Source organism: Bradyrhizobium sp. R2.2-H (assembly GCF_004346455.1).
GTDB lineage: Bacteria > Pseudomonadota > Alphaproteobacteria > Rhizobiales > Xanthobacteraceae > Bradyrhizobium > Bradyrhizobium diversitatis.
Genome location: NZ_SMBR01000006.1, coordinates 314,799 through 337,691, shown reverse-complemented (window position 1 = coordinate 337,691; position 22,893 = coordinate 314,799). Strand labels below are relative to the sequence as shown.

Below are 22,893 nucleotides of genomic sequence, written 5' to 3'. Positions count from 1 at the left end.
GCGACGATGCTTGACCGTTCAAATGAAATCGAGTTCAGCATCGCGACCTCTCGACCGCTCACGTCGATGCGAAAGCCTCGCGCTCGAGATAGTGACGGGACAGGTGGGTGGCGACAGAGACGACGCCGCGCACTGCCCCTGTCCCCGGGCGGTGGCCACGGGCTCCAGGGTGGCACGGATGGCGGCGCGCTTGACCTTTGCAAAGGCGCGAATCTCGATCTGCCGAACGCGCTCACTGGAGATCGAAAGCTCGCGGGCGAGCTGATCGAGCGTCGGCGGATGCTCCGCCAGCCGCCTTGCCTCCAGCACGCGCCGCTCGCGCCCTGTGAGGCCATCCAGCGCAATGCGCAGGGCATCGGTCCGATGTTCCATCTGATCCTGATCGGCAAGGACGGTCTCGGCGTCGCTCGCCTCGTCCACAAGCAAGGCCTCCCACTCGGTACCCTGCTCGTCGCCGCCAACCCGCGCATTCAGCGACAGGTCGCCGTGCAGGCGGCAATCCATCTCCATCACATCGCGCGCCGAAACTTCGAGCTTGGTGGCAATCGCCTCGGCGACATCAGGGGTAAGCCGTGCCATCCCGCTCTGGCCGACCTTTCTCATCTCGCCACGAAGCCGGAAGAACAGCTTCTTTTGCGCGGCCGTTGTTCCGATCTTGACCAGCGACCAGGAGCGCAGGATGTATTCGTGGATGGCGGCCTTGATCCACCACGTCGCATAGGTTGAAAATCGCGAGTTTCGGTCGGGCTCGAACCGCGACGCGGCAATCACCAGCCCGAGATTGGCCTCGGCCATGAGATCTGCGAACGGAAGGCCGTATCCCCTGTAGCTCCGCGCGACCTTGGCGGCGAGCCGGAGGTGGCTCGTGACGAGCGCGTTCGCGGCGTCGCCGTCCCTCGTCTCCTGCCAGCGACGCGCAAGCTGCTGCTCCTGCTCCCGTTCGAGCAGGTCGTACCGGCCGATGACTGAGGAATAAGCATTGAACACAGCAGCCGCCGTACGCCTGCCCGGCTCAGCCGTATCGATCCTGCTCAAACCCGCATGTCGCATTGGCATCTTTTGCTCCCACATTCGAACCGGCAAGTCGAACGTAAGAAGCCTCCGACTGACGGCGCCAGTAAACTGCACTTAACAAGCCTGAATTCGCTTTCAGATATCTCGCCGCTCTTTCCGCTTCGCACGGATCGCACGTGGCATCGGCGGTCACGTCGGCGCGAGGCTCGCGTGAAGCGAACGATCCGGCGCCGATGCCGCGGGTTCGCGTGATATCGCGCCCGTCGTGGCGAGGATCTCCACCCGTCCGCCGGGTGCCGGGCAAATGGTCAGGCAGAAGCCGTGCAGCTTCAGAATCGCAGCGACGAGGCTCAGTCCCAACCCCACTCCCGGCGTGTTACGCATCTTGTCGGAGCGATAGAACCGACGCAGCACCGCCTCGCGTTCCGACTCGCCGATGCCGGGGCCGGTATCGCTCACGCGCACGAGCACGGCCCTGTCGTCCGACACCAGCTCGAGCGTCACTCTTCCGCCCGCGGGGGTGAACTTGACGGCATTGTCCACGAGATTGGCAACCGCCTCGAACAGCAGGTCCCGATCACCCCGCACCTGCACTTTGCGGTCGATCTCGACGTCGATGTCGATATCCTTGTCTTCGGCAATGGGTTCGTAGACGTCGCACACCTGTCGCAGGATCTCGTCGAGCGCGACGTCGCCGAAGCCGGCCGTACGGCTGCTGCTCTCGATTTCGGCGAGGCGCAGCAGCGCGGTGACGATTGCGAGCGATTGGTCGATTCCGGCCATTGCCTTGTCCACGATGTCCTGAAGGTCCTCCAGCGTGGCCGCGTGTGTGCGCCCGCGCTCCAGCGCCAGGCGGGCTCGCGTGAGCGGCGTTCTGAGATCGTGAGCGATATCGTTGCCGACACCGGCCAGCGCGTTGATCGTGGTCTCCATCTCGTCGAGCATGCCATTGACGATCCTGGCCAGCCGCGCGAACGGATCGTCCGCATCGGCCTGTGGGAGCCGCTCGTGGAGATCACCGGCAACGATGCGTTGAACGTGCCGGTTCACCTGCTCCACGCGCCTCTGGGCGCGGACGCTCAACCAGGCCCCGGCCAGCAGGCAGAGGCAGAATGCCGGCAGCAGGCCGAGCAGCAGCGCCTGTCCGACGACGATGGATATCTCGCGCGTCTCATCGACATTCCGCCCGATCACGAGGATGTGGCCGTCGCCGAGCCGCCTGCCCGCGGCCTTGACGACGGCATCGTGGACCGCCGACGGCCCGTCCCGTGCGAGCCGCACGCTCCGGACCGGTCCGCCGACATCGAGCTTTGATGGCAATCGCGCGATGTTGCCGGCAAGCCGGGTCCCTGCGGCATCGAACAGACCGGCATATTGCACGCCTCGCGAATCCTGCTTGAGATGATCGGAGATCGCGTCGATGAGACGGCCGGGCGGCAATTCGGCCATGAAGTTGAGCTGCGTTGCAATCATGCGGTCGGATCGCATGATCAGGTAGTCGTCGATCTTCCAGTAGATGAAGGCGAACAGGGCGGCGACGAACAACGCCAGCGTGGCTGCTATCGCCGCGGCCCACAGGAACGTGTTCGAACGAATGAACTGAATCTGGCGCATCGATCCGCCGAACCTGTTAACGAGTGCGCAGCACGAAGCCGGAGCCGCGAACATTGTGAATGAGCTGCGTCTCGCCGGGGCCCTCGACCTTGTGACGAAGGCGGCCCATGTGCACGTCGATGAGATTGGTGGTTGCAGGAACGAATTTATAGTTCCAGACCTCCTCGAGCAGCATCGCGCGGGTCAGCAGCTGATCGCTCCGGCGCATCATGTACTCGAGCAGACGGAATTCGCGCGGCAGCAGATCGATCTCGCGCTCGCCTCGCCGCACGGTCCGCTCGATCAGGTCGAGCTCCAGCGGCCCGGCGTGCAACGTGGTCTCGCGGCTGTCGATCGGACGCCGCAGCAACGCCTCCACTCGGGCGACGAGCTCGATCAGCGCGAACGGCTTGGTGAGATAGTCGTCTCCGCCGACGCGCAACCCGCGCACCCTGTCGTCGACCGCGCCGAGCGCACTCAGCACCAGGACGGGCGTCCTGACCTGGTCCTTGCGCAAGGCCTCGATGACGGTCAGCCCGTCCATTCCGGGCAGCATGCGATCGACGATCAGGGCATCGGGAGACGATTCGCGCGCCCGATCGAGACCGTCGATTCCGTCGGGCGCCCATCTCACCTCGAACCCCCGCTCGGTGAGTTCGGCCACGATCGCGTCGGCGGTCTCGGCATCATCCTCGATTAGGAGAATCCGCGTCATTGTGCTGGGTCCACGTCCCGCGAGGCCTCGAGACCGGCGGCGAAGCATGGGCTCGGTGATCTGCGACGACATGTTCAATGCCCGCCCGGGCCGAACACGCGAGGCAGGACCGGCATGCGACGCACCGCTGTCTCGCAACAGAAGTAATCCTGCGCGGAATGAAGCACCATTAAATTGCATTTCAGAGCGTCCGGGAGCACGGCCACTGCTGGCGTCGGCGCGAAGGCAATCGAATGTGCTGTCGCAGTGATCATCTCTCATCTCCATGCAGCGGGACGTTCCAGCAGATATGGTCTCAGCGAGGCTGCCGTTACGCGCCAGGATCGAAAACGTTGCGAGTTTGCACGATCGTGCTTGCCGGCAAGGACGGGATCACGGTCCATTGAACGCGGGTGAGCAATTCGTGCGTTTTGTCGACGCGCGCTCGTCCGCACCTCCTTCGCAGGCCGGCTTGGACTGCCAGCTTTCATCAAAGGAGAAGCCAAATGACCACTCTCAAACTCTTGTCGACCGGACTGATCGCAGTCGCCATGCTCGGTGGACCCGCCATGGCGCGGGAGCGCCATACGGACGTCCGCCCATCCGCAATGCAAGCCGATCCGGTTGCATCGTACGGGTCGGTCTATCAGACCGGCCGCGGCTGCGTTCCAGCGCCGCGTGTCGGCGCGTTTGCGACGGCGCCGTGGACCGGCAACAACGTTCCCTGTGAGCCGGGCACCGGCAGCTTCTGATCCCGACCACGTCGCGGCCGGCCGGGCGGGTGTCCCGCTCGGCCGCCGCCTTTCGCGATGGGGTCGAGCCTGACGTTGACCCCGTCCACGCTCGGTAGTCGCGTCGGCGGATCACCTCGCCGATGCGCAGCGCCCCGCTCCTGAAATCGAATTCAGTGGGATTGCCGCACGACCTTCCTATCTTCCCTTCCAGACAGGATTTGCTGGCGGCACGACGCTGAGGCGACGGCATTGGCCGCCGGGCATCCGGACACGAAAGGAGTCCCTCATGAAACGAGCATTGATGATCATGGCGACAGCGGCGCTTGCCTCAGCACTGGCGGTCGGAACGGCTGAGGCACATGGCGGCGGTGGCGGTGGCCACGGCGGCGGTGGCTTCGGAGGCGGACATATGGGCTTTGGCGGCGGCCACATGGGCTTCGGTGGCGGCGCGCATTTCGGCGGCATGGGACACGCCGGCGGATTCGGCGGTGGAGCCCGATTCGGCGGCGAGCACCTCGGCTTCGGCAATCATGTCGCAACCCGCGGCTTCCGGCAGCACGCGTTTCACCGTTTTGACCGCTTCCGGTCCGGATATGGATTCTACGGCTATCCGGATTGCTATGACTGGTACGAGCTGCATCCGGCCCAACCCTTGCCGCTGAGCTGCAGCTAGGTCCGCGTGCACCGCGCCGATCGGTCCGGACCACGCAAGCTCGCGGCCCGGATCGCTCGAACTGCGCGCGCGAAGTCCACACAGCAGCCTACGGGTGGAACCACTCCTCGGCGTGCCTGCGCAGTGGTCGCAGATGCCGTACCCATCGCGGTCAAGCCGCTCCTGCGCCCCTCTTCAGGTGCATCGCGGCGAAGTCGAGATACCAATCCAGACAGCCGGGATTGGCCATCGCCTCCCTGTTGATGACCTTCTCCACGGACTGGCCGAGCAGCAGCTTCTTGATCGGCAGCTCCTGCTTCTTGCCGGATAGCGTCCGCGGAATCTCGGCGACGGCGAAAATCTCGTTCGGCAGAAAGCGCCGTGACAGGCCGGTCTCGATCGCCTTGTTGATCTTCGCCTGCATCGCCGCATCGAGCGCAATGCCGTCGCGCAACACAACGAACAGCGGCATGTAACTGTCGCGGCCGAGATATTCGAGATCCACGACGAGGGAGTCGAGCACCTCGGGCAGCGACTCGATTGCGGAATAGAGCTCGCTCGTACCCATGCGCAGGCCGTGCCGGTTGATGGTGGCATCACTGCGGCCATAGATGATACAGGAGCCATCCGGATTGACCTTGAGCCAGTCGCCGTGCCGCCACGCCGGACCGCGCCCGCTGCCGTCGAAATCGTCCGGATAGGTTTCGAAATAGCTCGCGCGATAGCGCGCCCCACCCTCGTCGTTCCAGAAATAGAGCGGCATCGACGGCATCGGCTCGGTACAGACGAGCTCGCCGACCTCGTCGATGACGGCGTGCCCCTGTTCGTTGAAAGCCTCCACGGCCGCGCCCAGCAGCCGGCACTGCATGGCGCCCGGCGTCTGCGGCAGCTCGCGGTTGCCGCCGATGAAGGCGCCGGCGAAGTCGGTCCCGCCGGAAATGTTCGCCCACCAGATGTCGGCCTGAGCTTTGCTGCCGTTCGTCCTCGACAACGCAGCGAAGCGCGCGTTGAACCAGGCCTGCGTGTCGGCGCTAAGGGGCGAGCCGGTCGAGCCGAGGCAACGCAGCTGCGAAAGATCGCCGGCGGCAGCAAGGTCGATCTCGGCCTTGGCGCAGTTCGCGAAGAACGCCGCGCCCGCCCCGAAGAAGGTCGACTTCGATTGCGCGACGAAGCGCCACAGCGTGGTCCAGTCCGGCTTGTCCTTCGCGCCGGCCGGGCTGCCGTCGAAGATGCAGCAGGTGGTCCCGCTGAGCAGGCCGCCGACCTGGCTGTTCCACATGATCCAGCCGGTCGAGCTGTACCAGTGATAACGCTCGCCGAAGGAATTCTGGTGATGGGAACAGCCGATGTCGTTGTGCAGCCCCAGAAGCGCGAGCACCACGATGATGATGCCGCCATGGCCGTGCACGATCGGCTTCGGCAGGCCGGTCGTGCCACTGGAATAGACGATCCAGAGCGGATGATCGAACGGCAGCCAGATCGGCTCGAAGGCATCGATGGCCGCGCCCGTTCTGGCGAGAATGTCGGAGAGCAGCGCGTCCGGTGCCGCAGCTGCGCCGGCTTCGCTGTGCAGGATGACGTGCTCGACGGTCGGCAGGGACCGCCTGAGCTCGCCGACGACGTCGCGACGGTCATGCCGCCGGCCGGCATAAGTGACGGCGTCGCAGGCGATCAGCACCTTCGGTTCGATCTGCTTGAAGCGGTCGATCACCGCAGGCGCCGCCATGTCGGGCGCACAGACGCTCCAGATTGCGCCGATGCTGGCTGTCGCCAGGAACGCAACGATGGTCTCGGGGATGTTCGGCAGATAGGCTGCGACGCGGTCGCCGGGGCACACGCCCTTGTCCTTCAGATCGAGCGCGAGCACCGCTGCCTTGCGCCGCAGCTCCGGCCAGCTCGTCTCCGTGAGACTGCCGTCCTCACCGCCGCTGACGATGGCGGGCAGCCCGGCTGCGTCTGCCGCCGCGACATGCCGGAACACCTGCCTGGCGTAATTCACCTGCGCGCCGGGAAACCATACCGCATTCGGCATTTTGCGCTCGGCAATCACGGCGGCAAACGGCGTCGGCGACTGCAGATCGTAATAGTCCCAAATGCTGCGCCAGAACCCGTCGAGATCGCGCACCGACCATTGCCGCATCTCTTCGTAGCTCGAGAAGACAAGGCCGCGCGTTTCCCCGAGCCATTGACGATACAGGGCCATTTGAGGAACGTAGGGAGCTGCCATCATCAAATTCCGAAGGTTCATGGATTGCGAGAGCTGCAGCCGAACTCGGGACGTGAGCGCGGTTGCACCCGTTGAACGGTCCGCCTCACGATAAGTTCAAACCTCGAGCCACTCCTGGCGAACCGTCGCGTTCGCCCGGAGTTGGTCTGGCGTGCCTTCAAAAACCACGCGACCGTGTCCCATGATGTAGACGCGCTTCGAGATGCGCATCGCGATCGATAGCTTTTGCTCGACGAGCAGGATCGCGACCCCGGCTTGCGCGATCCGGACGATGAGGTCTCCCACCTGTTGCACGATCAGCGGCGCGAGACCCTCCGTCGGCTCGTCGATCATGATGAGATCAGGATCGCCCATCAACGTGCGGCATGTCGTCAACATCTGCTTCTCGCCACCCGAGAGGACCCCAGCAGGCGCGTCGGCGCGCGCGGCGAGGTTGGGAAACATGTCGAGCATGTCCTGCAGCCGCCATTTGCCCGGTCGGCGCGTGTCCTTGATGCCGAGCAGAAGATTCTGTCGCACCGTCAAGCTCGGAAAGATATCGCGATGCTCGGGAACGTAGCCGAGCCCGAGGCGCGCGATCTTGTAGCTCGGCAGGCCCGCAATGTCCTTGCCCTTGAAGCGGATCGTGCCCTGCGGAACGACCTCGCCCATGATCGCCTTGACCGTGGTCGAACGCCCGACACCGTTGCGGCCGAGCAGGCTCACCACTTCGCCGGCGGCGACATCGAGGTCAACGCCCTGGAGAATGTGGCTCTTGCCGTAATAGGCATGGAGGTTCCTGACTTCGAGCATCAGTCTGCCTCCTCGCCAAGATAGGCTTCCCTGACCTTCGGATCGCGCCGGATCTCCTCGGGAGTGCCCGAGGCGATGATATGACCGTAAACCAGCACCGAGATGCGGTCGGCAAGTCCAAACACGACGCTCATGTCGTGTTCGACGATGACCAGCGTTCGCCCTTCGGTCAGGCGCCGGATCAGCGACACCGCGCGCTCAGTCTCGGCGTGGCTCATTCCAGCGGTCGGCTCATCGAGCATGACGACGGTAGCGCCCCCTGCGATCGTGATGCCGATCTCCAGCTCGCGCTGCTCGGCATATGTCAACAGGCCGGCCGGGACGTCGCGGCGGTGCGTGAGGTGAATGTCTTCGAGAATCCGGGCGGTCCGTTCGCGCACCTCGGGCAGGCTGTCCACGTTCTTCCAGAATGCGTAGCGATGCCCGGTGGCCCACAGCACCGCGCAGCGGACGTTTTCCCAGACCGTCATGCGGGCAAACACGTTGGTGACCTGGAACGAGCGCGACAGCCCCCGCCGGTTGATCTCGAACGGCTGCAGGCCGGAGATCACGTCGCCATTGAGCCGGACCTCGCCCGAAGTCGGCTTGATATGCCCACTGATCAGATTGAACGTCGTCGACTTCCCCGCGCCGTTCGGACCGATGATGGCGTGCCGTTCGCCCTGCGCGATGCTGAGGTTCAGGTCGCGAATGATGCCAACGTTGCCGAAGCGCTTCTCGACGGCGCGGACTTCGATGGCTGCAGTCATGCCAGATACCCCCGATCGCGCGCGACCGTGGCCGCCCGATCCCATGCTTCGCCAACCCGCCGCCACGTCAATCGCGCGATGACGAAGCCACCGGCCACCAGAACCGCTGCAGCAATCCAGGTGGCTGGCGACTTGGGATTGAAGGCAATCCCGAACAGGTTGATCGCACTGGCCTCCCCGCCGGAATGACGCGCGATCGTCTCGATCACCAGAATGATGCCGCAAGCGAGCGCCACGGTCGGCACGATCGCGACGAGATAGGACGGAATCACCGTCCATAACGATCCGGCGCGAAGGAGCGGCCGGTGCATCATCACGAGCCCGGCGATGCCGCCGGGCGAGAACATCACGATGCCGATGAAGATGATGCCGAAATAGAGCTGCCAGACGCTGGTGACGCTGGTCAGCCCGAGCTGCAGATAGGTCACCAGGATCGCGCCGAGAATGGGTCCGAAGAAATAGGCGGTACCGCCGATGAAGGTTGCGAACAGCACCAGGCCGGATTGGATCGCGCCGAGATAGGCCGAGTTCGCGATCTCGAAGCTGATCGCGGCAAGACCCCCGGCGATGCCGGCGAAGAATCCTGCAAAGCAATAGGCGAGATAACGGACCACGTGAGGATCGTAGCCGATGAACTGGACTCGCTCGGGATTGTCACGGACGGCATTGCTGATCCGCCCCAGCGGGGTTCGGGTCAGCGCGTACATCGCGATCGCCGAGACCACCAGCCAGAACGCGATCAGATAATAGACCTGGATCTGCGGCCCGAAGGTCCAGCCGAACATGCGCGGCAGCGCCGTGCGGTCCGTCGTGATGCCGGCTTCGCCGCCGAAGACCGACCGGAGGATCAGAGACGAAGACGCCACCAGCTCGCCGATGCCCAGCGAGATCATGGCGAACACGGTGCCGGCGCGCTTGGTCATGAGCCAGCCGACGAGGATAGCGAACCCGAGGCCGCCGAGGCCGCCGAACAATGGGATGAACGGAAGCGGGATCGGCCAGCCGTGGGAGACGATCGCGTTCATCACATGGCAGGCCGTGAAGCCGCCGAGACCGTAGTGCACGGCATGGCCGAACGACAACAATCCGGTCTGTCCAAGCAGGATGTTGTAGGAGAGCGCGAACACGATCGCGATCCCGATCAGGCTGAAGGACGTGAGCGAGCCGCCGGACGAGAACACCAGCGGCAGCACGATGAGGACGACCACGCCGGCCAGCCAGACGCTGTAGAAGCGCAGGTTCTCGCCGGCCGCGTTCGCTGCGGGTCCCGATACCGATGTCGTTGCCGTAGTCATGATTCGCGCGTCCCCATCAGGCCCATGGGGCGAACGATCAGGATGATGACCAGCAGAAGATAAGGAATGATCGGCGCGACCTGTGCGATTGTGACGTTCCAGATGTCGGAAAGAGCGGAAGGCCCTCCCGCTGAATCGAGCGGACCGAAGACGCTGGCCAGCGAGCCATTCAACGCCACTGCAAAAGTCTGCACCAGGCCGATGACGAGCGAGGCGACGAAGGCGCCGGGCAAGGAGCCGAGGCCGCCGAACACGATCACCACGAACAAGATTGGCCCGAGCGCGGCCGCCATGTCGGACTGCGTCACCAGCGCCGGTCCCGCAATGACACCGGCAAGGCCTGCCAGCGCGCTGCCCACACCAAACACCACCATGAACACGCGCCCCACATTGTGGCCGAGGTGTCCGACCATGTGAGGATGCGTCAGCGCCGCCTGCACGATCAGGCCGACCCTGGTACGCCGCAGCACCAGCAAGAGCGCGACGAAGATGACTACCGATACTGCGAGCATGAAGATCTTGTAGGCGGGATAATTGGTGGAGAAGATCGTGAAGGCTGGGAAGTCGAGCAGCGCCGGCACGCGATAGTCGACCGGGCTCCTGCCCCAGATCATTGCGACGATCTCCTCGATCGCGAATGCGAGGCCAAAGGTCAGCAGCAATTCCGCGACATGGCCATGCTTGTGGGTGTTGCGCAGTCCGTAGCGCTCGACCGCCATGCCGATCGCGCCGACCAGGAGCGGGGCGAGCACGAAAGCCGGCCAGAACCCGATCCATTTCGTCAATTGAAAGCCGAAGAAGGCGCCGAGCATGTAGAAGCTGGCATGGGCGAAGTTGAGCACGCCCATCATGCTGAAGATGACCGTCAGCCCGCTCGACAGCAGAAACAGCAGCATGCCGAACAGCACACCGTTCAGGGTCGAAATGACAATGAGTTCTAGCACAGCGTACTCGTGAACTATCCGAAGCAGGGCCCCGGTCTTCATCCAGGAAGCATTTCGGCCGCCACCTGCCCGCGACGAGAGTGCCGCGGGCCGGCGGCGTGTATGGCCCTTACGGCCGCGTCATCTTGCAGGTCGTGGAGACCATGGCCTGCGGGGTATCGACCTTGGTGACCAGGTGCCAGCCCCAGCCGGTGTTCTCCTCGTCGAACGGCTCGTTCGCGGCAAGCTTGCCGAAGGAGGAGATGTAGATCGGCTGGAAGAACTGATGGTCATCCTTGCGCATGAAGCCGGTACCGCCATCCAGGACCTCGAACTTCAGGTCCTCGAGCGCCGCCGCCACCTTCACGGGCTCAACCGAGTTGGCCTTCTCGGCCGCGGCCTTGAACATGCGCATCTCGTTGACCGCACGCGGATACCAAAGCGACATGTTGACCTTGGCACGGAAGGCCTTCTCGTAATCCATCGCGGGCTGGTGGCCCGAATTGGCAAAACCTTCCGTCAGCTGGAATACCTGATGGTCGAGACCCGTCTGCTTGATCGCGGTCGGCCCACCGGCGCCACCGGCATAGTAAGTGTACCAATTGACCTTCAGACCGGCATCGGCGGCGGCCTTGAGCAGCAGCGCGATGTCCTGCCCCCAGTTGCCGGTAATGACGCTGTCGGCACCGGAAGCCTTGATCTTGGCGATGTAGGGCGAGAAATCCGTGACCTTCAGCAGCGGATGCAGTTCGTCGCCGACAATCTGGACATCAGGCCGCTTCGCCGTCAACATCTTGCGCGCATCGCTGCGCACCGACTGACCAAACGAATAGTCCTGGTTGATCAGGTACACTTTCTTGATCGAAGCGACGTTCTTGATGTAGTTCGTGAGCGCCTCCATCTTGATGTCGGAGCTGGCATCCCAGCGGAAATGCCAGTAGCTGCACTTCTCGTTGGTCATGGCCGGATCGACGGCAGCATAGTTGAAGTAGAGCACTTCCTTGCCGGGATTACGCGTATTGTATTTCGTGACGAAATCCTCGAGCGCCAGGCCTACGGATGAACCGTTGCCTTGTGTAATGTAACGAACCCCAGCGTCGATCGCCTTCTGGGCCTGCACCAGGGACTCCTGCGGATTGGTCTTGTTGTCGAAGGGCACGATCTCGACCTTACGGCCAAGGATGCCGCCCTTGGCGTTGAGCTCGTCGGCCAGGTACTGGAATGTCTTCAGACCCCCCTCACCCACGCTGGCGCCGCCACCGGAGAGTGGATCGATGTAGCCGATCTTGACGGTATCCTCCGCCCGTGCCGCATGGCCGAGCATCGGGGCGATCACGGCGGCGGCCAAAATCAGTCTACGCATAATGTTTCCTCACTGATTGTCGACTTTAGTCGATGCATGCATGCGTGGATCGTATGCACGATTTGGACGGACACTGAGCAGAATAAACTCGAGCTGACAAGCTCGCTCCGACATAGCTGCAGCCGCAGGTACGGCAAAATGTAAAAGCACCGGGGTCGCCCATGACCAAATGTTCCCGGTCGTCGCGCGCCCGACCTGCCCCGCAGCCGGCAGGCCGAGCCGTCTTGTCCAAGGCTGGACACGGTTGATCCAACAGCTCAATAGAGGGTGACTGGCCGGTCCAAATCGACAAGAGTGTCATCCAGGGCCGCAACGGAGAGTTTCATGGCTGAGAACGCGCGTTCGACGATTCGGTCGCTCGACCCCCGTGGCAAATGGTCCGAGCTGTCGCAGGCAGAACGCAATGCCGCCTATGACAACAACGCGGCGGTCAAGAACAGCGCCGCCCTGATCGCCGAGCGCAACGACGCCTCCAGCCGGCTGCGGGGCACGCTGAAGTCCCACCTCGACCTGCCCTATGGCGAGCGCGCCAACAACAAGATCGACCTCTACCCCGCCGCCAAGCCGGATGCGCCCTGCCTGGTGTTCCTGCACGGCGGCTATTGGCAGCGCAATTCGCGCGAATTATTCGCCATGATGGTCGAAGGCGTCGCTGCGCATGGCTGGTCGGTTGCCATCCCCGGCTATTCGCTGGCGCCCGAAGTGTCCCTCAGCGACATCGTCGCCGAGATCCCGCGCGCGCTCGACTGGCTCGCGGCGCATGGCGCATCCTATGGCGTTGCCGGGCCGGTCGTGCTGTCGGGCTGGTCCGCCGGAGCCCATCTCGTCGCGATGGCGCTGGATCATCCGCGTGTCCATGCGGGGCTCGCGCTCTCGGGCGTGTACGAGCTCGCGCCGATCCGCGATACCGGCCTCAACGACGCACTGAAGCTGACGGATGCGGAGATCGCCACGCTATCGCCGCTGCGCCTGCCCGTCATCCAGAAGCGGCTCGACATCGCCTATGGCAGCAACGAGCTGCCGGCGCTCGTCTGCGATTCTATCAATCTCCACGACAAGCGCGTGGCGGCGGGAGCGCCGGGCAAGCTCATTCCGGTCGAAGGCGCTGACCACTTCACCATTCTTGAGGCTTTGCGCCGGCCGGACGGAGTGCTGGTGGAGGCCGCGCGGCGGCTGCTGGACTAAAAGCGCGAAAAACAACCCCATGCACAGTAGCGATGTCGTTGTTTGCAAAGGCGAATTGTTTGAGGGTCGATCGACACCGCCATCGCTTTGACTTGTCGGGCAAAACAGGGGCATGATGCCATCATCGCCCCGGCTGCCGCTCCTGCATCTCAATCCAGACTTGCCCGCCCGTGATCCGTACCGGATAGAGCCGCAGCGGCGGGCTCGGCCATCCCGCGGTGATTGCCCCATCGCGCAAATCGAACGATGCCGCGTGACGCGGGCAATACAGCCGCCCCGTGCTCACCTGCCCCAAGGCCAGATCCGCCTGTTCGTGCGGGCACGCACGTTCGCAGGCGACGACGTTGCCCTCGTTCCAGATCACGAGCAGGTCGCGCCCGGGGACGCGGACGATCGTCTCCGCCTTCAGCCGGTCGAGATCGCAGACGGCAATCCACCCGGCCCCATCACCCACCGAGATAGGCCTTGCGCACATGCTCGTTCGCGATCAGCTCGGAGCCGGCTCCGGACAGCACGATACGGCCGTTCTCGAGCAGATAGGCATGGTCGCACATTTCCAGCGCGGCGAAGGCGTTCTGCTCGACCAGCAGCACCGTAGTGCCGGCATCGCGGATGCCGCGGATGATGGCAAAGGTGCGCTCGACGATGTTGGGCGCGAGCCCGAGCGATGGCTCGTCGAACATGATCAGCCGCGGTCGCGACATCAGCGCGCGCCCGATCGCAAGCATCTGCTGCTCGCCACCGGACAATGTCCCCGCCGCCTGCCGGCGCCGCTCGGCGAGCCGCGGGAATTCCGCGTAGATGCGGTCGCGGTCGGCCGCGATCTCACCCGAACCACGACGGAGGTAAGCCCCCATGTCGAGATTCTCCTCGACGCTCATGTGCGGAAACACGCGCCGCCCTTCCGGACAATGCGCGATTCCGCTCGCCAGCACGCGCGGGGGCCTCGCCCCGGTGATGTCGATGCCCTCGAACCGCATCTGGCCCGAGCGTGGCGGCACGAGGCCGGAGATCGCGCGCAGCGTCGTGCTCTTGCCAGCGCCGTTGGCACCGATCAGCGCGACCAGCTGGCCGGCCTTCACGTCCAGCGAGATGCCGCGCAGCGCGGTGACGCCGCCATAGCCACAAACCATCTCGCGGATCTCAAGCACGGCCCGCTCCATGTCCGAGATAGGCCTCGATCACCGCCGGATCGTTGCGGATCACGTCGGGAGTCCCCTCCGCGATGATACGGCCGTAATTGAGCACCACGATGCGATCCGAGACGGTCATCACCATCGGCATGTCGTGCTCGACCAGGAGGATCGTGATGCCGCGATCGCGGATGCTGCGGATCAGCTCGACGAAGCGGTGGGTTTCCGAGGCATTCATGCCGGACACCGGCTCGTCGAGCAGCAGCATCGATGGTTCTGCCGCGAGCGCCAGCGCGACACCGACGAGACGCTGCTCGCCGTAGGACAGTGAGCCCGCTGCATCGTGCGCGCGGCGTTCGAGCCCAACCCATTCCAGCAGCTCACCCGCCCGCTGCCGCAGTCGGCGCTCCGAGGCGCGCGCGCCGGGCAGGCTGAGAATGGCGTCGATCAGCCGGACGCGGCCCTGTCGATGCAAGCCGATCAGGAGATTGTCGTGGACGGTGTCGTTGGGGAATACGCTGGTGCGCTGGAAGGTGCGGATCAGGCCGAGATCGGCGATCTGGTGCGGCTTCAAACCGGCGAGCGCAGTGTTGCGATAGGTCACGCGGCCGGCGCTCGGCGTCAGGAAGCCGGTCATGACGTTGAAGGCGGTGGTCTTGCCGGCGCCGTTCGGCCCGATCAGGCTGACGATCTCGCCCTCCCCAACCGTGAAACTCATGTCGGAGATTGCGACCAGGCCGCCAAAGCGGACCGCCACCTGATCGATCGTCATGGCAATGCTGCGCGCCGTCATCACGCCGGCTCCTTGGCAGCGGTCTCGGCCAGAGCGACGGGCGACAGCGCGGTACGTCCGTTCCGTCGCCGCCTAAATCGCTGCGCGAGCGACGGCACGATGCCACGCGGGAGCATGAACAGGATGGCGATCAGCACGCCGCCATAGGCGATCCACTGCGCTTCCGGCGCCATCACCGGACGGAGCGCGACCGGCAGCAGCCCGAAGATGAGCCCGCCGACGACGGGCCCGGCCAGCGAGCCTTTGCCGCCGGTGATGACCATGATCACCATGGTGACGGTGTTGATGAAGGCGAACACTTCGGGATCGATGATCCGGATGTAGTGCGCATAGAGGCTGCCGGCCGCACCCGCGATCGCCGCCGAGATCACGGCTGCGATCGTCAGCGTCCTGGTCACGTCGATGCCGACGGAGACCGCCAGCGTCTCGTTCTCCATCAGGCCACGCATGGAGCGGCCGAAATGGGAATGAACGAGTCGCGCGATCAGGAGATAGGCGATCAGCGCGACGACCAGGACGAGATAGTAGTTCTGCATCTTGGTGCGCAGCGTCAGCTCGCCAAACCCGGGCAACGGCAGCGCGATGGACGGAATGTTGGTCAGCGCCAGCGGGCCCTGCGTCAGCTCGACCCAGTTCAGCGCGACCAGCCGGACCACCTCGGCAAAGGAGATCGTCACGATGACGAAATAGGCGCCGCGGACCCGGAACGACAACAGGCCGACGAAATAGCCGCACAATCCTGCAATCAGGATCGCCAGCACGAAGCCTATGATCGGCGGCCAGGGCGTGTGAACCAACCGAAAGCCTCCGAGCAGGCCGACATCGAAGCCGAGCGACGTCAGCGCGCTGACATAGGCACCGATGCCGAAGAAGGCGATGTGGCCAAGGCTGAGCTGGCCGGTGAAGCCGAGCAGCAGATTGAGGCTCATCGCGCCGATGACGAAGATTCCGGTCGTGATCAGGGCGTTGAGCAGATAGGGATCGCGCAGCCAAAGCGGCACCGAGGCGAGAGCTGCGACCGCGACAATGGTGATGGCTGCCTTCATCCGACCCGCTCCGCGCGCGCGAACAGGCCGGTCGGCCGGAAGATCAGCACGGCGATGATGATGACAAAGCCCATGGCGTCGCGGTAGCCGGACGAGACGTAGCCGGCGCCCAGCTCTTCGGCCAGGGCGAGGATAAAACCACCGATCACGGCGCCGGTGATGTTGCCGAGGCCGCCCAGGATGACGATGGCGAAGGCCTTGACGGCGGCGAGGTCTCCCATCTGCGGGAAGATGACGTAGACCGGCCCGAGCAGCGCGCCCGCCGCGGCTGCAAGGCTGGAGCCGATCGCGAAAGTCGAAGTGTAGATCATGTCGACGTTGACCCCCATCAGCGAGGCCGTGTCGTGATCCTGGAACGTCGCCCGCATCGCGCGGCCGAGGCTGGTCTTGTTGATGAGCAGATACGTCACCAGGATCAGCATCGCCGCGGCAGCGAGCACGAACAGGCGCAGCCAGGACACCGACACCGGTCCTAGCACCAGCGGTGCCTCGGGAAACGGCGTCGTCACCGATTTGGCGACTCCACCCCAGATCCACAGCGTGCCCGACTGCATCGCGATCCAGGCGCCGATCATCACCAGCATCGTGGTGTCGATGTCGGAGCCGCGCAGCGGTCGCAGCAATGTCAGCTCGATGGCCGCCCCGAGCAGCCATCCGGCCAGCACGGCCACCGGCAGCGCGAGAAAGAAGTTCAGCCCGAGCTGCTGCACCACGATGAACATGATGTAGGCGCCGAACGTGTACAGCACGCCATGCGTGAAGTTCACGACGTTCATGATGCCGAAGATCAAGGTCAGCCCGATGCCCAGCAGCGCATAGGTGCCGCCGAGCACGAGCATGTTGATCAGATGCTGGAGGAATTCGTTCAAGGCTATTCCTGGATCTTCTGGATGCGGGCGAGGGCCGCAACGTGCCGCCCTCGCCTGGGATTGACTGATGCTAAAGCGGAATGGCTTTTCGTTGGATCGATTGCCACAGGCTCGGTGCAACCTCTCCCGCTTGCGGGAGAGGTCGCGCCGAAGGCGCGGGTGAGGGCTTTCTCCTCTTGGGGATTGTCCCGTTGCGGAGACACCCTCTCCCCAACCCTCTCCCGCAAGCGGGCGAGGGAGCGCACCTCCTTCGTTGCTGCATCGAACCCAACCTCGTCGCGCTTTAAAGCGTCTTCATCCCGACTTTGCCGTCGTTGATCTCGATGAGATAGACGTTCGGCTGGCTCTGCCCGCTCTCCTTGCCCTCGGGGCCGGACTTGCGGAACACGATGTCGCCGTTGAGGCCCTTGATGTTGATCTGCCAGAGCGCGGCCTTGATCGCGGCGGGCTCGGCCTTGCCGGCCTTCTCGATCGCGGCCGCCGCGGTGCGGATGCCGTCATAGCCACGGAAGCTCTCGGTGCAGCCGGCGAAGTCGAAGCCGCGCTTCTTCCATTCCGTGATGAAATAGTTGGTCGCTTCCGGATTCGGCGTCTTGTCCGGGAACCAGGGCAGGAAGGTCGTCAGATGCATGGTGCCGTTGGCGGCGGCACCAGCCTGGGCGATGATCTGGTCCGGATTCTGCGAGCCGCCAGTGGTGATGATCCGCTTCTTCAGGCCCAGCGCCGCGGCCTGCTTGAAGATCAGGGTGAGCTGATCGACCGCGGTCGTGACGATGACCGTCTCGGAATCCGAGCTCTTGATCTTGGAGAGCTGCGCGCTCATGTCCTGCGCGCCCTGGTCCATGGTCTCGACCAGGCCGATGCTGATGCCCTTCTCCTTCATCATCTTGCTGAAATCCTCGGCGGTGCCGCGGCCCCAGTCATTGTTGATGACGAGGAAATCGACCTTCTTCAGCGCGAGCTTGTCGACGATGCCCTTGAAGGCCGCGGCCTCGACCGCCGAGGGCGGCGAGATGCGGAAGATGAAGGGATTGCCCGTCGTCGTGATCTTGCCCGAGGACGAGGTCTCCACCACCATCGGGGTCTCGTATTCCATCAGCTTCGGCATCACCGCGAGCGTCAGGCTCGAGCCCCAGGCGCCCATCAGCACCGGCACCTTGTCGCTGGTGATCAGCTTTTCTGCGACCGCGGCAGCTTCGGTCGGGTTGCTCTTGTTGTCCTCGATCACGAGCTCGATCTTCTTGCCGAGGATGCCGCCCTTGGCGTTGATCTCGTCGGCGGCGATCTTGGCGCCGTTGACGACGTAAGTGCCTGACGCCGCGAACGCGCCGGTGAGCGGCTCGTTGACGCCGATCTTAATGGTCTGCGCCCCGGCCGTGCCGCCGAACAAGGCCGTCGCCAACGCGATCGTCTGAACCAATCCGAGTGCTCGTGTCATGTTGTCTCTCCAAATTCAACGCTGTTGATGTCTATGCAGTCCAGGCTTCGTCACTTCCGGTGTGCGAGCACACCGTCACCCCGCCTCGCTCCGGCGGCCAAAGATGCGGGCGATCCGTGCGCGCAAAACGTCCGACGCAATCGACCAGAAGCTCAGCTCCGCCGGCGTCCCCGGCCCTGACGGCACGCCGGACATGCGGCGATCGAGATTGGCGGCGAAGTCCGCGACCAGGCGTTTGGCGAGATCGCGCACCAGGCCGGGACGGCCGATTTGGGCCAGCATTCCCGTGAGCGTGTAGCCGATCGACAGTTCAACGGCCGTCGCAGCGCCGCCATCCAGCGGAAGCAGGCGGTAACGGATCTCGCCTTGCGTCGCCGAATGGCTGCGGTGGTCGGTGCCGATGCCGACGATGCGCCCGGAGAGCGTCGCGGGATCGCGCGCGACGCGCGCGGCACCCTCAAAGTTTGCTGCGATCGGGCCTAGCTTGACGCGGATCGCCCCCTGCACGCGCTCCGGCGTCGGCGCCGATGTCAGCGATACGCCTGGGAGGCAAGACGCAATGGCGGCGATATCGTCGAACATCGCGAACACCTTTGCCGGCGGATGCGGCAGCGTGAAGCGCTGGTCGAGCACGGTTGCCGGGGTGAAGTCGGGAATGCTGCCGGCCGCGACTCTCTCTGACGACGGCGACAGCGCTGGTTGCGCAGGCCGCGACTCGCTGCGACCGGGCGCGGCGCGTCCCGATCCGACGGGGCCGAGACCAGTCCTGCCGGCACCGGCCAACGGCGCGATGCTGCGCGCGCGCCTTGCCTCGATCACGGACTGCACGGCGCGCACGATGCCGACATAGCCGGTGCAGCGGCAGAGATTGCCGCTCATGCCGACGCGAATGCTGCGCTCGTCGGCGTCGGGAAGACGGAGCACGAGGTCCCGCGCGGAGACCAGCATGCCCGGCGTGCAGTAGCCGCATTGCAGCGCATGCTCGCGGGTGAAGGCAGCGCGCAGCTCGGTCGTGACCTCGTCCTCGTCGAGACCTTCGATCGTGGTGACTTCGGCGCCCTCGCAGGCCGCCGCATAGGTAATGCAGGAGCGCGCCGGCACACCGTCGAGCAGCACGGTGCAGGCACCGCAGACGCCGTGCTCGCAGCCGAGATGGGTGCCGGTCAGGTCGAGCTTGTCGCGAACGAAATCGGCAAGGCTGGTGCGCGGCTCGGCCGACAGCTCCACCGCGCGACGATTGACGTTGAGCGCGATCGTGCTCATGCCGCGGCCTCCTGGACGGCGCGCCTCAGCACGCTGACATGGATATGGCGCTGCGCGGCATCGTCGATGCCGGCCCTGGCCAGAAGGGCGTCGGCGACGCGGAGATCAAAACGCTGCTTGTAGTCGGCTGTGATACGGCCGCCGAACAGCTCGGCGGCGTCGGTGATGACAATGGGGGTCGTGTCGATCGCGCCGATCACGATGCGCGCAGAAGCCGCGGCGGGATCGATCAGGACCGCGCCGATGGCATGGGCGAACTCGCCGGACTTGCGGCAGCTCTTGGCATAGCCCCAATGCGCCGAAGCCGATCGCGCCGGCACATGGACCGCCTCGACGATCTCGCCCGTGTGCAGCGCAGATTCCAGCGCACCTACCACAAACGTCTCGACAGGCATCGTGCGCGCACCGGCAAGACTGCGCAGCGTCACCCGCGCGCCCAGGGCGGCGAGCGCCGAAATCCAATCCGCGGCGGGATCGGCATGGCTGAGCGAGCCGCCGATCGTGCCGCGGTTGCGCACGGCGCGATAGGCGATGTTGGCGGCGACGCCGCGCATGGCGCCGCGGGTCACGTCGGCCGCGCGCCCGTCTTCGATATCGGCATGGGTGACCAAGGCCCCGAGCACGAGCTCGCCGCCGGAAATCTCGGCACGCTTCAGCTCGGCAAGGCCGGAAATATCCACGATCAGCTCCGGCTGCACCAGCCGCAGATTGAGCATGGGCCCGAGCGACTGGCCGCCGGCGATGATTTTCGCCGAGCCGCTGCCGGCTGCCAGCGTCGAGAGTGCTGCCGTGAGATCGCGTGGGCGTTCATAGGCGAAAGGAGCGGGCTTCATGCCGCACTCCTTTCGGCCGCGCGCGCGGCCAGCACGGCCGCGACGATCCGGTGCGGCGTGATCGGCGACTGCATCAGCTCGACGCCGAGCGGGCGCAGCGCGTCGTTGACGGCGTTGGCGATCGCGGCCGGAGGCGCGATCGCCCCACCCTCGCCGATGCCCTTGACGCCGAACTGGGTATAGGGCGACGGCGTCTCCATGTGGTCGAGACGCGCGGCCGGGACCTCGGTCGGGCCCGGCAGCAGGTAATCGGCGAGCGTCGTCGCCAACGGCTGGCCGGAGGCGTCGAACGGCATCTCCTCATAGAGCGCGGTGCCGATACCTTGCGCGAGGCCGCCATAGATCTGGCCGTCAACGACGAGCGGATTGACCAGCACGCCGCCGTCCTCGACGATGACGTAGTCGAGGATCTCGACCTCGCCGAGATCGGGATCGACCGCGACGACGGCTGCATGCGCGGCGTAGCTGAAGGTGCCGCTGTCGCGCACCGGCTTGTAGCCTTGCGTCACCTCAAGCCCGCCTGGATCGACGTCGGCCGGCAAATCCTGCGGGCGGCGGTACCAGGTATGGGCGATCACCTTCAGGCTGACGCTGCCATTGACGCCGCGCACCTCGCCGTTCTGCAACACCACGGAGGCCGGATCGTGCTGCAACAGTTTGGCGCCGATGCGCCGGGCGCGTTCGCCGAGCTCGCGGCAGGCGGTCGCGACCGCGCCGCCCGCCATCACCATCGAGCGCGAGCCCCAGGTGCCGGTCGAATAGGGCGTCATCGCGGTGTCGCCGAGGATGATGCGAATCTTCGCAACGTCGATGCCCAGGATCTCATGCGCGACCTGCGCGAGCGTGGTCTCCATGCCCTGCCCGTGCGAATGCACGCCGACGCGCAATTCGAGGCCGCCATCGGGCGTCAGCCGGGCCGAGGCCTGCTCATGGCCCGGCACCATCGGGATGCCCCAGCCGGAATAGACGGACGTGCCGTGCGCGGCCTGCTCGCAATAGATGGAGACGCCGACGCCGAGACGGCGGCCGTCGGCCTCGCCCTTGCGCTGGCGGCCGCGAATGGCATCGATATCGATCTGTGCCAGCGCGCGGCGCATCGCCTCCGGATAGTCGCCGCTGTCGAAATGCTTCCTGGTGATGTTGTCGAACGGCATCTGGTCGGGGCGCACCAGATTGCGCAGCCGGACCTCGCCGGGCTCGAGCCCGGCCTCCGCCGCCACGAGGTCGAGCATCAATTCCAGCGCGAAGCAGACGCCGGTGCGCGCCACGCCGCGATAGGGCAGGATCGGGCATTTGTTGGTGGCGACCGAGAAGGTGCGGCAGCGATAGGCCGGCATCTTGTAAGGACCCGGCAGGATGCTCGCGACCTGCGCGGCTTCGAGGCAGGCCGAGAACGGATAGGACGAATAGGCGCCGGAATCCACGGTCGCCTCGCAATCGATGCCGCGCAGCGTGCCGTCGCGATCGGCATAGACCGTGATCCTGTAATGGTGCTCGCGGCAATTGGAGCTGGCGACGAGATGCTCGCGGCGATCCTCGATCCAGCGCACCGGGTGGCCACGCTGCATCGTCAGCCAGGACAGGCAGACCTCTTCGGGCAGCAAAATTCCCTTGTGACCGAACCCGCCGCCGACGTCGGGCGAGATGACGCGGATCTGGCCCTCCTCCATGCCGAGGCATTCGGCAAGGCCGCTGCGCGTGATGTGCGGCATCTGCGCTGCGGAATGCAGCGTGAGCTGGTCGAGCCGCGGATCGAACGTCGCGACCACGCCGCGGCCTTCGAGCGGCGACATGCACTGCCGCGCAGTCGAGATCTCGCGCGTCACCTTGATCGGCGCATCCAGCGCAGCCGAGATGTCGACCTCATAGTTGGTTTCGAGGAAGACATTGTCGCCCCAATGCTCGTGCACCAGCGCCGAACCGGGCTCGCGCGCCTTCAGCATGTCGTAGACCGCCGGCAGCTCTTCGAGATCCAACGTCACGGACGCCGCGATGTCCTCCGCTTCGGCGCGTGTCGGCGCGAGGCACATCGCGACGAGTTCGCCGACCTGCCGCACCTTGCCGGTTGCGAGCACCGGCTGCTCGGAAATCTTGAAGCCGGGAAGCCCTGAGACCGCGCGGATGGGCTTGATGCCGTCGAGATCGGCCGCCGTGAACACGTTGCCGCGATGGCGTTCAGGCACATGAATCCCGCGAATCCGTGCATGCGCCAGCGGGCTGCGCACGAAGGCGACGTCCTGAAGGCCGGCGAGCCTGATGTCGGCGACATACTGGCCGCGGCCGCGCATCAGGCGGTC

General features: G+C 65.1%; 21 protein-coding genes. 3 read left to right on the top strand and 18 right to left on the bottom strand.

The genetic code is table 11. The features are described 5' to 3' along the window. Positions 1 to 18 precede the first annotated feature (18 nt). The 3 genes from rpoH to EDE08_RS18295 form a co-directional block, all read right to left on the bottom strand. A complete protein-coding gene (gene rpoH / locus EDE08_RS18305) occupies positions 19 to 1,035 on the bottom strand; it encodes an RNA polymerase sigma factor RpoH (protein ID WP_245524816.1) in 1,017 nt (338 codons plus the stop codon). A 168-nt stretch (positions 1,036 to 1,203) separates the two neighbouring features. Continuing rightward, positions 1,204 to 2,628, bottom strand: a complete 1,425-nt coding sequence (locus EDE08_RS18300) for a sensor histidine kinase (RefSeq protein ID WP_131869976.1) — start codon at positions 2,626 to 2,628, stop codon at positions 1,204 to 1,206. Between the two features lie 16 nt (positions 2,629 to 2,644). Further along, the gene (locus tag EDE08_RS18295) at positions 2,645 to 3,322 is read right to left on the bottom strand and encodes a response regulator transcription factor (protein WP_131869977.1); all 678 of its coding nucleotides are present in this window, start codon (positions 3,320 to 3,322) and stop codon (positions 2,645 to 2,647) included. Positions 3,323 to 3,807: 485 nt separating this feature from the next. Here EDE08_RS18295 and EDE08_RS18290 point away from each other — a divergent pair, with 485 nt between their 5' ends. Both EDE08_RS18290 and EDE08_RS18285 read left to right on the top strand, forming a co-directional pair. Continuing rightward, positions 3,808 to 4,053, top strand: coding sequence for a hypothetical protein (locus tag EDE08_RS18290; RefSeq protein ID WP_131869978.1), 246 nt, complete (start codon positions 3,808 to 3,810; stop codon positions 4,051 to 4,053). 268 nt (positions 4,054 to 4,321) lie between these two features. Beyond that, positions 4,322 to 4,708 (top strand): hypothetical protein, encoded by a 387-nt coding sequence (locus EDE08_RS18285; RefSeq protein ID WP_131869979.1) that lies wholly within the window; start codon positions 4,322 to 4,324, stop codon positions 4,706 to 4,708. 151 nt (positions 4,709 to 4,859) lie between these two features. On the opposite strand, the gene EDE08_RS18280 is transcribed toward EDE08_RS18285, so the two are convergent. The 6 genes from EDE08_RS18280 to EDE08_RS18255 form a co-directional block, all read right to left on the bottom strand. Beyond that, a complete protein-coding gene (locus EDE08_RS18280) occupies positions 4,860 to 6,914 on the bottom strand; it encodes an acetoacetate--CoA ligase (protein WP_131870244.1) in 2,055 nt (684 codons plus the stop codon). 96 nt (positions 6,915 to 7,010) lie between these two features. Next, entirely contained in the window at positions 7,011 to 7,706 is a 696-nt protein-coding gene (locus EDE08_RS18275; protein WP_131869980.1) for an ABC transporter ATP-binding protein, read from the bottom strand. Then, positions 7,706 to 8,455 carry an ABC transporter ATP-binding protein gene (locus EDE08_RS18270; protein ID WP_131869981.1) on the bottom strand — a complete coding sequence of 250 codons (750 nt, stop codon included), beginning with the start codon at positions 8,453 to 8,455 and terminating at the stop codon, positions 7,706 to 7,708. Before EDE08_RS18270 ends, EDE08_RS18275 begins: the two co-directional genes overlap by 1 nt. Beyond that, positions 8,452 to 9,750 carry a branched-chain amino acid ABC transporter permease gene (locus EDE08_RS18265; RefSeq protein WP_131869982.1) on the bottom strand — a complete coding sequence of 433 codons (1,299 nt, stop codon included), beginning with the start codon at positions 9,748 to 9,750 and terminating at the stop codon, positions 8,452 to 8,454. The genes EDE08_RS18270 and EDE08_RS18265 overlap by 4 nt, the downstream gene beginning before the upstream one ends. Then, positions 9,747 to 10,694, bottom strand: a complete 948-nt coding sequence (locus EDE08_RS18260) for a branched-chain amino acid ABC transporter permease (protein WP_131869983.1) — start codon at positions 10,692 to 10,694, stop codon at positions 9,747 to 9,749. Before EDE08_RS18260 ends, EDE08_RS18265 begins: the two co-directional genes overlap by 4 nt. Positions 10,695 to 10,803: 109 nt before the next feature. Next, positions 10,804 to 12,036 carry a branched-chain amino acid ABC transporter substrate-binding protein gene (locus tag EDE08_RS18255; protein ID WP_131869984.1) on the bottom strand — a complete coding sequence of 411 codons (1,233 nt, stop codon included), beginning with the start codon at positions 12,034 to 12,036 and terminating at the stop codon, positions 10,804 to 10,806. A 324-nt stretch (positions 12,037 to 12,360) separates the two neighbouring features. Between EDE08_RS18255 and EDE08_RS18250 the strand changes: the two genes are divergently transcribed. After that, positions 12,361 to 13,221, top strand: a complete 861-nt coding sequence (locus EDE08_RS18250; RefSeq protein WP_131869985.1) for an alpha/beta hydrolase — start codon at positions 12,361 to 12,363, stop codon at positions 13,219 to 13,221. A gap of 121 nt (positions 13,222 to 13,342) precedes the next feature. On the opposite strand, the gene EDE08_RS18245 is transcribed toward EDE08_RS18250, so the two are convergent. The 9 genes from EDE08_RS18245 to EDE08_RS18200 form a co-directional block, all read right to left on the bottom strand. Then, the gene (locus tag EDE08_RS18245; RefSeq protein WP_502700617.1) at positions 13,343 to 13,675 is read right to left on the bottom strand and encodes a Rieske (2Fe-2S) protein; all 333 of its coding nucleotides are present in this window, start codon (positions 13,673 to 13,675) and stop codon (positions 13,343 to 13,345) included. Continuing rightward, positions 13,668 to 14,372 (bottom strand): ABC transporter ATP-binding protein, encoded by a 705-nt coding sequence (locus EDE08_RS18240; protein ID WP_165936011.1) that lies wholly within the window; start codon positions 14,370 to 14,372, stop codon positions 13,668 to 13,670. Before EDE08_RS18240 ends, EDE08_RS18245 begins: the two co-directional genes overlap by 8 nt. Next, entirely contained in the window at positions 14,365 to 15,147 is a 783-nt protein-coding gene (locus EDE08_RS18235; RefSeq protein ID WP_165936010.1) for an ABC transporter ATP-binding protein, read from the bottom strand. Before EDE08_RS18235 ends, EDE08_RS18240 begins: the two co-directional genes overlap by 8 nt. Next, positions 15,147 to 16,193, bottom strand: a complete 1,047-nt coding sequence (locus EDE08_RS18230; RefSeq protein ID WP_131869989.1) for a branched-chain amino acid ABC transporter permease — start codon at positions 16,191 to 16,193, stop codon at positions 15,147 to 15,149. Before EDE08_RS18230 ends, EDE08_RS18235 begins: the two co-directional genes overlap by 1 nt. After that, complete coding sequence (locus tag EDE08_RS18225; RefSeq protein ID WP_165936009.1) at positions 16,190 to 17,062, bottom strand: branched-chain amino acid ABC transporter permease; 873 nt, start codon at positions 17,060 to 17,062, stop codon at positions 16,190 to 16,192. The genes EDE08_RS18230 and EDE08_RS18225 overlap by 4 nt, the downstream gene beginning before the upstream one ends. A 283-nt stretch (positions 17,063 to 17,345) precedes the next feature. Then, complete coding sequence (locus EDE08_RS18215) at positions 17,346 to 18,500, bottom strand: ABC transporter substrate-binding protein (protein WP_131869990.1); 1,155 nt, start codon at positions 18,498 to 18,500, stop codon at positions 17,346 to 17,348. A gap of 75 nt (positions 18,501 to 18,575) precedes the next feature. After that, complete coding sequence (locus EDE08_RS18210) at positions 18,576 to 19,763, bottom strand: xanthine dehydrogenase family Fe-S subunit (protein ID WP_131869991.1); 1,188 nt, start codon at positions 19,761 to 19,763, stop codon at positions 18,576 to 18,578. Next, positions 19,760 to 20,596 (bottom strand): FAD binding domain-containing protein, encoded by an 837-nt coding sequence (locus tag EDE08_RS18205; RefSeq protein ID WP_131869992.1) that lies wholly within the window; start codon positions 20,594 to 20,596, stop codon positions 19,760 to 19,762. The genes EDE08_RS18210 and EDE08_RS18205 overlap by 4 nt, the downstream gene beginning before the upstream one ends. Beyond that, positions 20,593 to 22,884, bottom strand: a complete 2,292-nt coding sequence (locus tag EDE08_RS18200) for a xanthine dehydrogenase family protein molybdopterin-binding subunit (RefSeq protein WP_502700623.1) — start codon at positions 22,882 to 22,884, stop codon at positions 20,593 to 20,595. The genes EDE08_RS18205 and EDE08_RS18200 overlap by 4 nt, the downstream gene beginning before the upstream one ends. Between the last annotated feature and the right edge of the window lie 9 nt (positions 22,885 to 22,893).

Coding starts and splice junctions, on each gene's coding strand:
- EDE08_RS18205 (WP_131869992.1), bottom strand. CDS start 20,596: ATGAAGCCCGCTCCTTTCGCCTATGAACGCCCACGCGATCTCACGGCA.
- EDE08_RS18200 (WP_502700623.1), bottom strand. CDS start 22,884: ATGCGCGGCCGCGGCCAGTATGTCGCCGACATCAGGCTCGCCGGCCTT.
- EDE08_RS18215 (WP_131869990.1), bottom strand. CDS start 18,500: ATGACACGAGCACTCGGATTGGTTCAGACGATCGCGTTGGCGACGGCC.
- EDE08_RS18280 (WP_131870244.1), bottom strand. CDS start 6,914: ATGGCAGCTCCCTACGTTCCTCAAATGGCCCTGTATCGTCAATGGCTC.
- EDE08_RS18285 (WP_131869979.1), top strand. CDS start 4,322: ATGAAACGAGCATTGATGATCATGGCGACAGCGGCGCTTGCCTCAGCA.
- EDE08_RS18290 (WP_131869978.1), top strand. CDS start 3,808: ATGACCACTCTCAAACTCTTGTCGACCGGACTGATCGCAGTCGCCATG.
- EDE08_RS18250 (WP_131869985.1), top strand. CDS start 12,361: ATGGCTGAGAACGCGCGTTCGACGATTCGGTCGCTCGACCCCCGTGGC.
- EDE08_RS18210 (WP_131869991.1), bottom strand. CDS start 19,763: ATGAGCACGATCGCGCTCAACGTCAATCGTCGCGCGGTGGAGCTGTCG.
- EDE08_RS18265 (WP_131869982.1), bottom strand. CDS start 9,750: ATGACTACGGCAACGACATCGGTATCGGGACCCGCAGCGAACGCGGCC.
- EDE08_RS18235 (WP_165936010.1), bottom strand. CDS start 15,147: ATGACGGCGCGCAGCATTGCCATGACGATCGATCAGGTGGCGGTCCGC.
- EDE08_RS18295 (WP_131869977.1), bottom strand. CDS start 3,322: ATGACGCGGATTCTCCTAATCGAGGATGATGCCGAGACCGCCGACGCG.
- EDE08_RS18300 (WP_131869976.1), bottom strand. CDS start 2,628: ATGCGCCAGATTCAGTTCATTCGTTCGAACACGTTCCTGTGGGCCGCG.
- EDE08_RS18230 (WP_131869989.1), bottom strand. CDS start 16,193: ATGAAGGCAGCCATCACCATTGTCGCGGTCGCAGCTCTCGCCTCGGTG.
- EDE08_RS18270 (WP_131869981.1), bottom strand. CDS start 8,455: ATGACTGCAGCCATCGAAGTCCGCGCCGTCGAGAAGCGCTTCGGCAAC.
- EDE08_RS18255 (WP_131869984.1), bottom strand. CDS start 12,036: ATGCGTAGACTGATTTTGGCCGCCGCCGTGATCGCCCCGATGCTCGGC.
- EDE08_RS18275 (WP_131869980.1), bottom strand. CDS start 7,706: ATGCTCGAAGTCAGGAACCTCCATGCCTATTACGGCAAGAGCCACATT.